At 61.5% G+C, this 12,709-nt stretch carries 17 protein-coding genes; 6 read left to right on the top strand and 11 right to left on the bottom strand.

Going from position 1 to position 12,709, the window contains the following annotated elements:
* Positions 1-114 precede the first annotated feature (114 nt).
* Positions 115-1,011: a LysR family transcriptional regulator gene (locus ACKTEK_RS08015; RefSeq protein WP_409164704.1), complete on the top strand. Its 897-nt coding sequence runs from the start codon at positions 115-117 to the stop codon at positions 1,009-1,011.
* A 108-nt stretch (positions 1,012-1,119) separates the two neighbouring features.
* Positions 1,120-1,668 carry a superoxide dismutase family protein gene (locus tag ACKTEK_RS08020; protein WP_409164705.1) on the top strand — a complete coding sequence of 183 codons (549 nt, stop codon included), beginning with the start codon at positions 1,120-1,122 and terminating at the stop codon, positions 1,666-1,668.
* 64 nt (positions 1,669-1,732) lie between these two features.
* On the opposite strand, the gene ACKTEK_RS08025 is transcribed toward ACKTEK_RS08020, so the two are convergent.
* Both ACKTEK_RS08025 and ACKTEK_RS08030 read right to left on the bottom strand, forming a co-directional pair.
* Complete coding sequence (locus ACKTEK_RS08025; protein WP_409164706.1) at positions 1,733-2,551, bottom strand: tyrosine-type recombinase/integrase; 819 nt, start codon at positions 2,549-2,551, stop codon at positions 1,733-1,735.
* 199 nt (positions 2,552-2,750) lie between these two features.
* Positions 2,751-3,995 (bottom strand): porin, encoded by a 1,245-nt coding sequence (locus ACKTEK_RS08030; protein WP_409164707.1) that lies wholly within the window; start codon positions 3,993-3,995, stop codon positions 2,751-2,753.
* Between the two features lie 59 nt (positions 3,996-4,054).
* On the opposite strand from ACKTEK_RS08030, the gene ACKTEK_RS08035 reads away from it, so the two are divergent.
* From ACKTEK_RS08035 to ACKTEK_RS08045, 3 genes are all read left to right on the top strand, one after another.
* Positions 4,055-4,915: a tyrosine-type recombinase/integrase gene (locus ACKTEK_RS08035; protein ID WP_409164708.1), complete on the top strand. Its 861-nt coding sequence runs from the start codon at positions 4,055-4,057 to the stop codon at positions 4,913-4,915.
* A gap of 123 nt (positions 4,916-5,038) precedes the next feature.
* Positions 5,039-5,503: an Rrf2 family transcriptional regulator gene (locus ACKTEK_RS08040; protein WP_409164709.1), complete on the top strand. Its 465-nt coding sequence runs from the start codon at positions 5,039-5,041 to the stop codon at positions 5,501-5,503.
* A complete protein-coding gene (locus ACKTEK_RS08045; RefSeq protein ID WP_409164710.1) occupies positions 5,493-5,744 on the top strand; it encodes a YdeI/OmpD-associated family protein in 252 nt (83 codons plus the stop codon). Before ACKTEK_RS08040 ends, ACKTEK_RS08045 begins: the two co-directional genes overlap by 11 nt.
* Positions 5,745-5,805: 61 nt before the next feature.
* Here the strand turns inward: ACKTEK_RS08045 and ACKTEK_RS08050 are convergent, their stop codons facing one another.
* From ACKTEK_RS08050 to ACKTEK_RS08060, 3 genes are all read right to left on the bottom strand, one after another.
* The gene (locus tag ACKTEK_RS08050; RefSeq protein ID WP_409164711.1) at positions 5,806-6,237 is read right to left on the bottom strand and encodes an organic hydroperoxide resistance protein; all 432 of its coding nucleotides are present in this window, start codon (positions 6,235-6,237) and stop codon (positions 5,806-5,808) included.
* A gap of 180 nt (positions 6,238-6,417) precedes the next feature.
* Positions 6,418-6,684: an SEL1-like repeat protein gene (locus ACKTEK_RS08055; protein WP_409164712.1), complete on the bottom strand. Its 267-nt coding sequence runs from the start codon at positions 6,682-6,684 to the stop codon at positions 6,418-6,420.
* A gap of 383 nt (positions 6,685-7,067) precedes the next feature.
* Positions 7,068-7,763, bottom strand: a complete 696-nt coding sequence (locus ACKTEK_RS08060; RefSeq protein ID WP_409164713.1) for a glutathione S-transferase N-terminal domain-containing protein — start codon at positions 7,761-7,763, stop codon at positions 7,068-7,070.
* 191 nt (positions 7,764-7,954) lie between these two features.
* Between ACKTEK_RS08060 and ACKTEK_RS08065 the strand changes: the two genes are divergently transcribed.
* Positions 7,955-9,136: a glycosyltransferase family 9 protein gene (locus ACKTEK_RS08065; RefSeq protein WP_409164714.1), complete on the top strand. Its 1,182-nt coding sequence runs from the start codon at positions 7,955-7,957 to the stop codon at positions 9,134-9,136.
* On the opposite strand, the gene ACKTEK_RS08070 is transcribed toward ACKTEK_RS08065, so the two are convergent.
* The 6 genes from ACKTEK_RS08070 to ACKTEK_RS08095 form a co-directional block, all read right to left on the bottom strand.
* A complete protein-coding gene (locus ACKTEK_RS08070) occupies positions 9,127-9,588 on the bottom strand; it encodes a GNAT family N-acetyltransferase (RefSeq protein ID WP_409164715.1) in 462 nt (153 codons plus the stop codon). The two genes, ACKTEK_RS08065 and ACKTEK_RS08070, sit on opposite strands and share 10 nt — an antisense overlap.
* Positions 9,585-11,069: an Asp-tRNA(Asn)/Glu-tRNA(Gln) amidotransferase subunit GatB gene (gene gatB, locus ACKTEK_RS08075; RefSeq protein WP_409164716.1), complete on the bottom strand. Its 1,485-nt coding sequence runs from the start codon at positions 11,067-11,069 to the stop codon at positions 9,585-9,587. The genes ACKTEK_RS08070 and gatB overlap by 4 nt, the downstream gene beginning before the upstream one ends.
* 99 nt (positions 11,070-11,168) lie before the next feature.
* Positions 11,169-11,408, bottom strand: coding sequence for a hypothetical protein (locus ACKTEK_RS08080; protein WP_409164717.1), 240 nt, complete (start codon positions 11,406-11,408; stop codon positions 11,169-11,171).
* A gap of 42 nt (positions 11,409-11,450) precedes the next feature.
* Positions 11,451-12,038: a hypothetical protein gene (locus ACKTEK_RS08085; RefSeq protein ID WP_409164718.1), complete on the bottom strand. Its 588-nt coding sequence runs from the start codon at positions 12,036-12,038 to the stop codon at positions 11,451-11,453.
* Between the two features lie 22 nt (positions 12,039-12,060).
* Complete coding sequence (locus ACKTEK_RS08090; RefSeq protein WP_409164719.1) at positions 12,061-12,273, bottom strand: hypothetical protein; 213 nt, start codon at positions 12,271-12,273, stop codon at positions 12,061-12,063.
* A gap of 54 nt (positions 12,274-12,327) precedes the next feature.
* Positions 12,328-12,633: a hypothetical protein gene (locus ACKTEK_RS08095; RefSeq protein WP_409164720.1), complete on the bottom strand. Its 306-nt coding sequence runs from the start codon at positions 12,631-12,633 to the stop codon at positions 12,328-12,330.
* Between the last annotated feature and the right edge of the window lie 76 nt (positions 12,634-12,709).

Here is a 12,709-nt window from a genome sequence, read left to right on the forward strand (position 1 = left end):
TCGGGCAGGCGGTGAGGACTGGCCGGAGCTTGCGACTGTTTTGCGTTTCCAAAAATTGCTATGTTTTCATCAAAGCGGTTCATTTTTTTCATCGCCTTGGAGAACCTCAATCATATGAGGCACTTGTACACGTTCCACCTCATCGAAGCAGTCGCCCGGACTGGCTCAATGCGCAGGGCGGCAGAAGACCTGAGCCTCACGGCATCGGCGCTGACGCGTCGAATCCAGCGTTTCGAGCAGGAGTTCGGCGCGCGGCTATTCGAGCGTTTGCCCAATGGCGTGCGCCTGAACCCGGCTGGCGAACTCCTGCTGCACCACTACCGCGCGACTCTCTCGGACCTCGCCCGCGTTCAGGGCCAGGTCGCCGATCTCGCCGGCGTCCGGCGCGGACATGTCTCGATCGCCTGTTCGCAGGCCATGCTGCCCTATTTCCTGCCCGAACAGATCGCGCGCTACCGCACCGAACACACCGGCGTCTCGTTTTCGGTGAACGTGCGGGACCGCACTGAGGCAGAGGACGAACTGCGCACGTTCGCCAGTGACCTCGCCCTCGTCTTCGAGCCGGTCTACCTGGTGGATTTCGAGGTGATCCATGTGGTCCCGCAGGAAGTCCACGTCATCATGGCGCCGGACCACCCGCTGGCCAGCAAGCCGGAAATCCGCCTGCGCGACTGTCTCGACACACCGCACGTCGCGCCGTCCGCCCAGTATGGCGTGCGCTATCTGCTGGATCTTGCCGCGCGGCGCGGGTCACGCGAGGTCTCCCCCGTGGTCGAAACCGAGAGCTTCGAATTGATCCGCCACTACGTGCTGCACGAAAAGCTGGTCGGCTTCCAGATCCCCATCGGGCTGAAGGCGACGCCAGACCTCGTCTACCGACCGATTTCCAGCCGCGACCTGCCGCCAGGCAGCCTCATCCTCGGCCAGATGCGCGGCCGCACGCTGCCCGTCGCGTCGGCGAGGTTTGCCATGCAACTGGCAACCGCGCTCAAGGACTATGAAATCAGTTGATCGGCGGATCAGGCCTCCGGAGCCGATCAACTCGCCGCGAACAAGGAACTGCTGGTTCCGCCATTCGTTCTTGAGGGTGAGACGACTGGAACCTTCGGAGGATGAACGATGCTCAAACGCTTTTCCCTCGGCCTGTCCGCCGCCGCACTGGCAGCGACCGCGGCGCTGACGACCGCCTACGCCGACAACCACACCATGAAGGGAATGGAAAACATGCCGTCCGCCACGGCCGAACTGAAGACGGCCGACGGCAAGAGTGCCGGATCGGTTCAATTCGTCCAGACGCCGAATGGCGTGCTGATCATGGGTGAACTTCAGAATGCTTCGCCCGGCGTTCATGGTGTCCACATCCATGAAACAGGCAAATGCGAGCCGGACTTCAAGGCCGCCGGCGACCATTTCGCACCGAATGGCAACAAGCACGGCTTCGCGAGCGAAGAAGGCTATCACGCGGGCGACCTGCCGAACGTGACCGTCGGCGAAGACGGGACCGCCACGTTCCATGTGTTCAACGAGAACGTGTCACTGGGCGAAGACGAGGCATCGCTGATGGATGACGATGGCTCGGCTGTCATCGTCCACGCCAAGGCAGACAGCTACATGGCCGAAGCCGGTGCCGGCGACCGCGACGCCTGCGGCGTCGTCACCATGCAGTAATCGGCGAGCGAAATATCGGAAGATCGAGACGGCCCGGGTATCCCCCGGGCCGTTCGCGTTTGGGCTATCGCTCAAGCGCGCGGGCGCACTGGTCGAGATGCGACGGCGCCAGATGTGCGTAGCGCAACGTCATAGTCATCGTCCGGTGCCCGAGGAATTCCTGTATGCGCTTGATGTCGACACCCGCCTGGGCCAGCCGCGAGGCACATGTGTGGCGCAGGATATGCGGCACAACCTGCGTATCATCAGCCAATCCGACGCGGGATTTGGCCCGAACCCACGCATTGCGGAAATTGCAGTAGCGCACGGAGGCGAATGGTCCGCCCGGTTCGGTGCCGCGTTGGGATTCAATCGCAGCCATGGCCGCGCTGGTCAGCGGCACCGTGCGCGGGCTGTTGGTCTTGGTTTCCCAAAAGATGCATTGGTGATCGCTGACATCGGTCCACTTGAGGCCGATCGCCTCGCCCACGCGCGCACCGCTGTCCACGAGGAACCGGCACAACTGGCCATATTGAGGGTTCTGCCAGTCCATGACCTCGAACAGCGCAGCCTCTTCCTCCGGCGAGAGATAGCGCACGCGGGCGTTGCGCTCCGGATATTTCGTCAGGTCCGGCAGACGATCCAGCTGGCCGCGCTTGTGGTGCTTACGCAGCAGCTTTCCAACGCAGGCCAGTTTCCGATTGATGGTGCTGTTCTTGTTACCGCGCTTGCGGAATTCCGCGCGGATCACGTCGACGAAATAGTCGTCGAACTTCTTCAGCTGCTTCTGGAAGCAGATCTTCTCGATTTCGTGGACATAGGCCTCGCAGGTCGTCTTGTGGACGCCCTCCTCCCAGAGGATATCGCCGTACATGTCCCATAGCTCGATCACGCTCACACGCATCACGCATACTCCATACCTTACATATGGAGACTCTACGCAACCGAAGTTCTCGTTCTAGCAATCGTACGTTGAATCACGTTTTCTCAATGCATCTGAGCCATGCATTACTGCATATACATTACTTATATACTAAACGCGCGAAAGCACCCCGGCAGCATATCCTACCGAGGTGCAATATTTTTGCAGTTACGTCGTCTTGTTAGAACGATGCAGCTGCCTGGAAGACACCAATGACTTCGTCGGTGTCAGGACCAACGGCCGGCGAGGTGTTGCGATAGAGCAGCTCACCCATGAACTCGAAGCCGGAAGCCGGACGGTAGGAGACGAGCAGGCTGCCGCCCCACACATCTTGATCGACCGCGCAAGCACCGTCGGCTTCGACCGCCTGAAGACGCGAGCAGTTCGCAGCCGCAGTCGCCAGTGATGCCGAGTTACCGTTGTTGTCCTCGTTGCCCCAGAAACCAGCCGCCTGGAAGGTGACCATGTCTGTTGCTTCGTAGGACAGGCCACCCATGATGCCGAACTGGTTGTGGTCGTCACCCGTGTTGTTGCCGGCGTTGAACCAGTCGAACTGGTAGGACGGATTGGCGTGGGTGTAGTTGACCTTACCGAAGATGTTCAGCTGGTCGGTCAGTTCACCGGCAATGGAGAACATGATGCCGTAGCCGAGTTCGTCAGTGCCAGCCGGGTCGGCATATTCGTTCTGGTGAAGCACACCAGAAAGTTGAGCATCCCAAGATCCCACAGCATAATTGATGTTGGCGACGAAGTTCGGAACGTTGTTCTCGCCGGAGCCACCGTTGCCGTAGTTGACGAAGGTCACGGGCGTCGGCACACCGCCGGAAAGGCGACGGGTCCGCCCATCGTTTTCATAGGCCTGATCTTCAATTGCGATGGCAACACTCAAACCGTTCCCAACCGACTGCGTGTAGCGAATCTGGTTGATACGGATCGAATGTGCCGCGAACGAGATGTCGGTCCCGTTCGGATCAGACGCACCGTGCAGATAGGTCGACCAGGTCTTACCGAAGACCCAATTTCCCATCTGCGCAAATGCATGGCGCAGTTGCAGGGGGCCTCCGGTGTTGCCGTTGTTGTCCGAAGCCTGGACTTCAACGAATGCGCGGACAGTGCCGTGATCAGTCGAGCGGCGAGCGTCGAAGTTGAGACGACCCTGAGCGTACATACCGAAGCGATCATCGCCGACGTTCTCTTCAATGTTACCTTCGTTGACATCGACGTAATCGTCGTTGACGCCCCAGACGACCAGTCGGGCGAAGCCGCCGACCTTGAAGCAGACATCGGTGCCGGGCAGCTCGATGAAGCCACGCGCATCGCAACGGTAGACAGGCTCGCGCATCGGCGCGTCGGCAGCCTGGGCCAGACCGACGCAAGCGAAGGTCGCGGCGGCAGTGCCAATGAGAATAGTTTTAAGGTTTTTCATCTTGACCTCCAGTCAAAATGCTTCTTCAATAAGACGAACAAGCAGACTGGAGTGCAATAATGACTATCAATCTTGTATCTATTTGGCACTTATACAAAGATATTGCATGGGAAAATACGCCTCACAAGACGACTTGCGAAGCATACATTTTGGAAATGCAAAATATTATTGACCAGAGAAAGCTGACAGAAATCGACACACAACTTGTCGATCACTTCCGCGCGGAGTTTCGCAGTCGCGGGAATCGCAATAGCACTATCAACCGGAAGTTGAGTTGCCTTGGTAAACTCCTGCGGCGGCACCAGCGCGCGGGGCAGCTTTCACACCTTCCGGACATGTCGAAATTCCCCGAACGCAACGGTCGGGTGCGGTTTCTTTCCTCAGCGGAAGAAAAACACCTGTTCTCGAAGATCGGCTTGTTCGATCCGCGCTACGAAGACCTGTGCATCTTCCTGGTGAATACAGCAGCGCGGATTGGTGAAGCCGTTCAAGTCCGGTGGAGTGACGTCACCGATACCACGGTCACCTTCTGGGAAACCAAGGCTGGCTTGCCTCGCACCATCCCGCTCACGGACGCCGCAGCAGAGGCCTTGTCGCGACAGACATCGCGAAATGCCATCGGGCCTTTCGCCAGCATCAAGTATCCGAAGTTCCGCTACGCCTGGAACAAGGCCAAGCAGGAAGCCGGTCTCGGGGCCGACCCGCAGGTCGTCCCACACATCCTCCGCCACACCTGCGCGTCACGGCTCGTCCAGTCCGGTATAGACATCAAGCGTGTGCAGGATTTTCTCGGCCACAAGACCATATCGATGACCTTGCGGTACGCCCACCTCGCGCCAAGCCACCTGAACGAATGCGCGGCAGTTCTCAACAAGCTTGGCGAGGACACGCGCCGCACGATTGGCTCCGAAACGGATTGAGCTTCAAAGCTTCTCGTCTGGAGCATGCGGCTGGCCACCGGGCGCACGGACACCGCCTGCCACCCGGTCACAATTGGATGAGACCCGTGGACGCGCATTGCCAATTCACCGTACAAGACTGCCATGCGCCTGACCGAGCAAACCCGATATGCCGTCCGCGTGGTGGCCTACTGCGCCGCCCACCATCCCGAGCGTGTCCGCGCGCATGAAATCGCGGATGCCCTGGGCCTGACGGAATTCACGGTCTTCAAACTGCTGAAGACGGCGCGCGATGCGAACCTGCTTGACACGACGCGCGGTCGGCAGGGCGGCATCCGTCTGGGTTTCGATCCCGCGCTGATGAGCGTCGGCCAGATCGTGCGCGCCTTCGAGCCGCGCTTCCAGCAGTGCGGCCCGGCCGCGCTGTTCGGCACCGATGATGGCGGGCTCGAGCCTTACGACTTCTCAACGAGCGAAGCCTTCGGCCGCGGCGTCAACGCGTTCCTTGGCGAACTCGACACGATCCGCATCACCGACCTGCTGGCGCGCGAGGAAATGCGCGGCGGCACGCCGCCTGCTACCGAAAGCCATGCCGGGGATGACAGGTAGCGTTCTCCCCGGCGGTGTGGTTCACGACCTGCCGGACGACCTGCGTTCAGCCCTTGAAGCCAGCGATGCCGCGCGCGAGACGTGGCTCGACATCACGCCGCTCGCGCGCAACGAATGGATCTGCTGGATCGAAACGGCCAAGAAGGCCGAGACCCGCACAAAACGGATCAACTGGGGCTGCGAGAATCTCGAAGAGGGAAAGCGCCGCCCCTGCTGCTGGCCGGGCTGCAAGCACCGGTAGGCCGGGCGGCCAGGCGTTGCCGGGGAAAGACCTGCCCTCCCCGGCGAACATGATATTGCAGTCAGACGACTTCCGTCGTGACCTCGATATTGCCCTTGGTCGCATGGGAATACGGGCAGATGCCATGACCGGCATCGGCGATCTTCTGCGCGTCTGCCTTGTCGATGCCCGGCATGTCGACCTTGAGGTTGACCTTCAGGCCGAAACCCTTGTCGGAGCGCGGACCGATGCCGACGGTCGCCGTCACCTTCGCGTCTTCCGGAATCTTGGGGAGCGACTTGTCCTGGCTGGCGGCAAAGCGCATCGCGCCGAGGTAGCAGGCGGCATAACCGGTCGCGAAGAGCTGCTCCGGGTTGTGGCCATCACCGGCACCGCCCAGCGCCTTCGGCGGGACCATCTTCAGGTCGAGCGCACCGTCTTCGGTCTTCACGTTGCCTTCGCGGCCGCCGCCGGTCGCGGTGGCCGAAACTTCGTATTTGATATCCACGGACATGTCGCCGCTCCTTGTGTAGGCGCAAAATTCGCACGCGCTTGAACTTAGGGCACGCTGGCGAAAAATCCGCTACCGGAGCAAACAAACTGTTCCGCTCTGCCGCGCATGGTGCGCAGCGGGTCTCTTGTACTGGTCAGCCGGCTGACCGCCGGCCGTCAACTTCGTGATGTCGGGCGTTGTTCAGTGAACGCTCAGCCATTCGCGCGCGGCGCGCTGGGCAGCGGCAATCTGGTCGCTTGTCATTTCTTCCGACAGTTCGCGGCGCAGTGCCACCGCACGCTGCTCACCGCGCATGGCGGCGATGTTGAACCACTTGTGCGCTTCCACGAAATCGGGCACCGCGCCGCGTCCGTTGGCGTGCATCAGCCCCATGCGGAAATACATCTCTCCGTCGGCCTGTCCGGAAACGATCGCGGCGTCTTCACAGATATGTTCGATACGAGCCATTGTCCTGCTCCCCGTTTGTGTATGCCCGCCTCGTTCCCCCGAGGCACGAGCGGTGTCCCTGTTGATGCGCCACGGACCTTCTGAAGTGTTCGTCGAAGTATCGCGGCGACACCCAAAGAATGGGGCCAGCACTTGAATCCGGCGTTAAGCGGGAGACTTAACGGGGAGCTTCCAAAGCTTGAATCCTTCGTGAATCCGAAATCCGGCTATCCGTCAAACGTCTGAAAAACCAGCGAGAATCCCGCACGGTGAATCGATTGCGAACTTTCGCGTTTACGCTTTGCTGACTCTGGATCGCGACAGCGCACGCAATTTGTCCGAATGCGGAAACGAAAAAGGGGCGCCGAAGCGCCCCTTGATGCAGGTCGAATATTTCCGCGTTGCTAGCGGCTGCGCTGCCCGAACAGCACCTTCTTGGCGTTGTCGTCCTGGGAGATGTTGGAGCGGCGATCCTTGGCCAGCGCCAGCCCCTTTTCGACCGCCGGGCGCGCCAGCATCGTCTCGAGCCAGCGCATCACGTTCGGAAATTCGGCCTTGTCCATCTGCTGGCGCTCCCAAAGTGTCGCCCAGCCCACCATGGCCATGTCCGCGATGGAATACTCGTCGCAGACGAACTCGCGCCCCTCGAGGCGCTTGTTCAGCACGCCGTACAGCCGATGCGTCTCGTCGGTGTAGCGCTTCTTGGCGTATGGCAGGTCTTCCGGCGCATACTGGTTGAAATGGTGGTTCTGGCCGAGCATCGGGCCGAACCCGCCCATCTGCCACATCAGCCATTCTTCCACCGCCACGCGCTTGCGCTCGTCGCTTGGATAGAACTTGCCCGTCTTGCGGCCGAGATATTGCAGGATCGCGCCGGACTCGAAGACCGAGATCGGCTTGCCGTCCGGGCCGTCCGGATCGACGATCGCCGGCATCCGGTTGTTCGGGGAGATTTCCAGAAACTCCGGCTTGAACTGGTCGCCAGCCCCGATGTTCACCAGATGCAGGTCGTAGGGCAGACCGCATTCCTCCAGCATGATCGAGACCTTCCACCCGTTGGGCGTGGGCCAGTAGTGAAGTTCGATGGGCTTCTGGGTCATTCGTGTTGCCTTCGTTGGTCGTGTTGCACCTGCGCTTGCCAGATAGCGCGCAAGCTTTGTGTTGGCGAGCAGCGCGGCTCTGCACGTGCCTCATGGCGCGACAGGCGTGTGGAAAGTCGCGCAGGTGGCTTGTTGCTCGGCCTGTTCCCGCGCCATGGTCGCACATCTTTTCGTTACGTGAGGACTGGCGGATGAAGCAGCGCCTGCGGGCACTTTACAGGGCGCGCCGCCGTGGCTTTGGTGCACATGCGCCCGCCCGCACTGTGACTGTGCATGCGGACGCGCTCAGCCTTGCCGGCACAATCGAGCCCAAGCGCATACTCGTGGTGCGCATGGACGGCCTCGGTGATTTCCTGCTTAGCCTGCGGGCCTTCGCCCATCTTCGCACGAGCTTTCCCGACAGCTTTCTGGAATTGCTGGTTGACCCGGCCAATGCCGACCTGGCCGCCGCCACAAGGCTGTTCGACGCAGTCCACCCGTTTGCTTACTTTCCATCCGAACCCGGAGGACGCCGTGCGAGCGACGCCGACTTGCAGCGCGTCGTCACCACATTGAACCTCGGCGAATTCGACGTCGCCATCGACATGCGCCACTACGGTTCGACCCGCCGCTTCGTCGCCGTGATCCCCGCTTGCTTTCGCGCCGGCTTCCGCGCTCGCAAGAAGGACGCGACCTTCGACCTGCTCCTGCCGGATTTCGACCAGCTTCCCGACGGCAAGCGCGTGCACGTCTCGACCCGGCACATGCTGCTGGCGGCTGCAGTCGTCGATTCCTTCGGCCGGTCGGCGGGTACTCATCCAGTGCGAAACACGCTGCCGGACCTTGCCTGGCGCGGGTCGGGGCAAGGCACGCAGCCGAAGATCGTCATCAATCCCTACAGCGGCCGGGCCATCAAGAATTGGCCCGAGGCTCACTACGCCGAGCTGATCCGCGACCTTCAGTCGACCATTCAGGCCGACGTCGCCATCTTCGGCGAGACCCCGGACGTCAGGAACGGGACCCGGGAAACATTCACGATAATTCCCGGCGTCACCGATCTGGGAACGAGGCTGCCGTTCGGCGAACTGGCAGGCGTGCTCTGCGGCGCGGACCTATATATCGGGAACGACAGCGGCACGACCCACCTTGCCGCGATGCTCGGCGTGCCGACACTTGCCGTCATGTCCGGTGACGTGGATGCCGAGGTCTGGCGACCGATTGGCGAGCGCGCAACCGTGCTGGTGGGCGACGCGCCCTGTGCGCCCTGCTTCCTCAACGCGCTGAAGCGCTGCCCGAACGCTCACGCCTGCATGACGAGCGTGACGCCGCAAGTGATGGCGCAGGCCGCTCGCGACCTGCTGGACAGGGCACGGGCCGAGCCAAGTCAGGGATAGAGCTTGAAGCCCTCGTGGCTGGCGACGAAGCCGAGGCTTTCATAGAAGCGGTGGGATTCGGTGCGAGACTTGTTCATGGTGAGTTGCACCATGCCCGCCCCCATGCGCCGTGCCTCGTCGATGGCCCAGCCGATCATCTGCCGGCCCAGCCCCTCGCCGCGATGCGACGAGGCGATCCGCACCTGCTCGATTTCCACGCGCAGCATGCCTTTCAGCGCGAGGCCGGGAATGACGATGAACAGGAACGTGCCGACGATCTCGCTCTCCTGTTCCGCGACCTTCAGGAAGACCGTTTCGCAGTCCTCGATCCGCGCAAACGCATCTTCGTATATGGTACGTCCGGCCTCGCTCGCGTCCTCGCGGGTCGAACCGAGGTCATCATCCACCAGCATGGCGATGATCGCGGGCAAGTCTGCCCGCGTCGCGTCCCGAACGGTGAGGCTCGCGCTCACTCGACGCCGAGCTTGGACTTCACCAGCGCGTTGACCGCCTGCGGGTTGGCCTTGCCCTGGCTCGCCTTCATCACCTGACCGACGAACCAGCCCGCCAGCGTCGGCTTTTCCCTGGCCTGCGCGACCTTGTCCGGGTTGGCGGCGATGATCTCGTCGACGATGGCCTCGATGGCGCCGGTATCGGTCACCTGCTTCATGCCGCGCTCTTCGACGATTTTCTCCGGGTCGCCACCCTCGGACCAGACGATCTCGTACAGGTCCTTGGCGATCTTGCCGGAGATGTCGCCCTTGGCGATCATCTTGACGATGGCCGCGTTCGCCTTGGCGTCCACCGGGGCGGTCGCAAGCGTCAGGCCTTCCTTGTTCACCCGGCCCAGATGCTCGTTGATGAGCCAGTTGGCGCAGGCCTTGGCGTCGGCGCCTTCCGCGATCATCTTCTCGAACTCGTCGGCACGCTCGCGCTCGGCAACCAGCACGCTGGCGTCATAGGGCGTGATGCCGAAGGCCTCGATGAGGCGGTGGCGCTTGTCGTCGGGCAATTCCGGCAGGCTGAGCCGGATCGTCTCGACGAATTCGTCGTCAAATTCCAGCGGCAGCAGGTCCGGGTCGGGGAAGTAGCGGTAGTCATGCGCCTCTTCCTTGGAGCGCATGGAGCGTGTCTTGCCGGCGCGCGCATCGAACAGCCGCGTTTCCTGGTCCACCTTGCCGCCATCCTCGATCAGGTCGATCTGGCGGCGCGCCTCGTAGTCGATGGCCTGCCCCATGAAGCGGATCGAGTTGACGTTCTTGATCTCGCAGCGCGTGCCGAAGTCACCACCCGGCTTGCGCACCGACACGTTCACGTCGGCGCGCATGGAGCCTTCGTCCATGTTGCCGTCGCAGGTGCCGAGATAACGAAGGATCGTGCGCAGCTTGGTGATGTAGGCCTTGGCCTCGTCCGCCGAGCGCAGGTCCGGCTTGGAGACGATCTCCATCAGCGCCACGCCCGAGCGGTTCAGGTCCACGAAGCTCATGTTCGGGTGCTGGTCGTGCAGGCTCTTGCCGGCGTCCTGCTCCAGGTGGATGCGCTCCACGCCGATCTCGATTTCTTCGCCATCAACCTCGATGAGGATGATGCCTTCGCCAACGACCGGCTGCTTGAACTGCGAAATCTGGTAGCCCTGCGGCAGGTCCGGGTAGAAGTAGTTCTTCCGGTCGAACACCGAGACGTTGTTGATCGCGGCCTTCAGGCCAAGCCCGGTGCGCACCGCCTGCTCCACGCAGAACTTGTTGATGACCGGCAGCATGCCAGGCATCGCCGCATCCACGAGGCTGACGTGATCGTTCGGCTCGCCCCCATATTCCGCCGATGCGCCGGAGAACAGCTTGGAATTGGACGAAACCTGCGCGTGCACCTCCATGCCGATGACGATCTCCCAGTCGCCGGTGGCGCCTGGGACGAAGCTCTTCTGGTTTGGCGTGCGGGTATCGATCAGTGTCATGGGACTTCCGGTCTCGAAAAGGCTGGAGGGTTGTCGTGCGCTGTTATTCCCGAATTCGGGTGACGAGCGCAAGAACGCCGGGCGCAGACGCGCGCTGAATCAGCCGTTTTTCTTGAGTTCGCGCCGCACGATGAAGGCGAGAATGAAGGCGATCAGCGCAAGCCCGGCGAGAACGAAAAAGCCCGTCTCAGGATTTGCTCCTGCTGAAACGCCACCGCTGGAGCCGTTGCCATTCTGAATTGCGAACCAGACGGCGGCGCTCAGCCCGCTCAGCACGAGACCGAGCAGCAGCGAACACCACATCATCGCCTTCATGATCAACCGCGTCAGCGCATTCATGGGGCAAGTGTCCGCGCGATGGCGCGCCGGATCAAGGTCGGATCACGCACGTTCGAGCCGGAACTTCTCCGGCACGGCCTTTTTCAGCAGGTCGAGCACCTGTTGCCCCTCGGCGAGATTGAGGGCCGGTCCGAACGTGTGGGTCCGGTATCCGTGGTCGAATCTGAGGCGCCCCACGTCGCGTCCAAGAAGAATCGGAACAAGGACAGGGATAATCGGTGTCTTTTGTTCGGCACCCGGATTTATCTCGAGATTGGAAATACCGGCCATGTCGAACGACCTGTTTCTGGCGACGATGAAAACGCCATCCGAAATCTGAAGCCGGCGACGATTGACGGTAATCCGCTGAAAACCGGCCCACAACCACGCGCAGATCACCGCGACATAAAGCCAGCCTGCGGCCCAACCGACCAGCCAGACGGACACAAACAGCATTTCATTCGCCGCACGATCTTCAGCAAAGGACTGGTAAAATTGGATCCAGTACTGGATCCCTGCGTAAGTCCAGAAGACCAGCACAAATCCGCAGAAGATCCGCGCAAACCAGTTGCGCCGCGCCGAAATGTGGATGGTCAAACCGTTGGATGAACGGCTCCAGCGTATTCCCGACTCGGTTGCTGCATCAGTCATCGCCTCGCGCTCTCCGGGCCAGTCATGCCGGCTCGTGCCGGAATTTCTCGGGTGCGGCCTGCCTCAGCAGGTCGAGCACCAGCCGGCTTTCGGCTGCGTCAAGATCGGTGCCGAGCGAGCGGGTGCGCCCCTGGTATTCGAACAACACACGTCCGGCCTGCCAGAAGAACGAGAACGGACTGCTGCGCCGTGCGGCGGCTTTTTCGTTGAGTTCGAAATTCTGGACGCGCTGCATGTCGAACGATCTGGCACGCTTGAGGAACCCGATACCCTTTTCGCGTGTCAGGGTCTAGCGGTTCGCGGTCAAGCGCTCCGACGCACCAAAGAGAACGATGTTGGTGATGAGGGCGCTTCCCAGCGCAAGCAGCAAGACCAGTTGCCAGAACGGAATGATGTCGGCAACGAGCCACGACAGCATCGAGTCCTGGCCGGCGTTGTCTTCGTTCAGAAAGAAGAACCAGAGCAACACCGAAACCACCAGCGAGCTGATCGCCCCGTACAATCGATGTCCGGTCTTGCGCACCGGCATGGTGATCACCAGCCCGTCAGGCGTGCGCTCCCAGCTGATCCTTGGCTTCGCCCCGCCCGAATTCATCAGCACACGCCTCGCGTCAGAAACTTCCCCAACGCCACCTTAGGTTGATGGCTTGCGTTGCGAAAGGTTTGAGCCG

Origin of the sequence: Tepidamorphus sp. 3E244 (assembly GCF_046159835.1) — a bacterium.
GTDB lineage: Bacteria > Pseudomonadota > Alphaproteobacteria > Rhizobiales > Tepidamorphaceae > JACKJK01.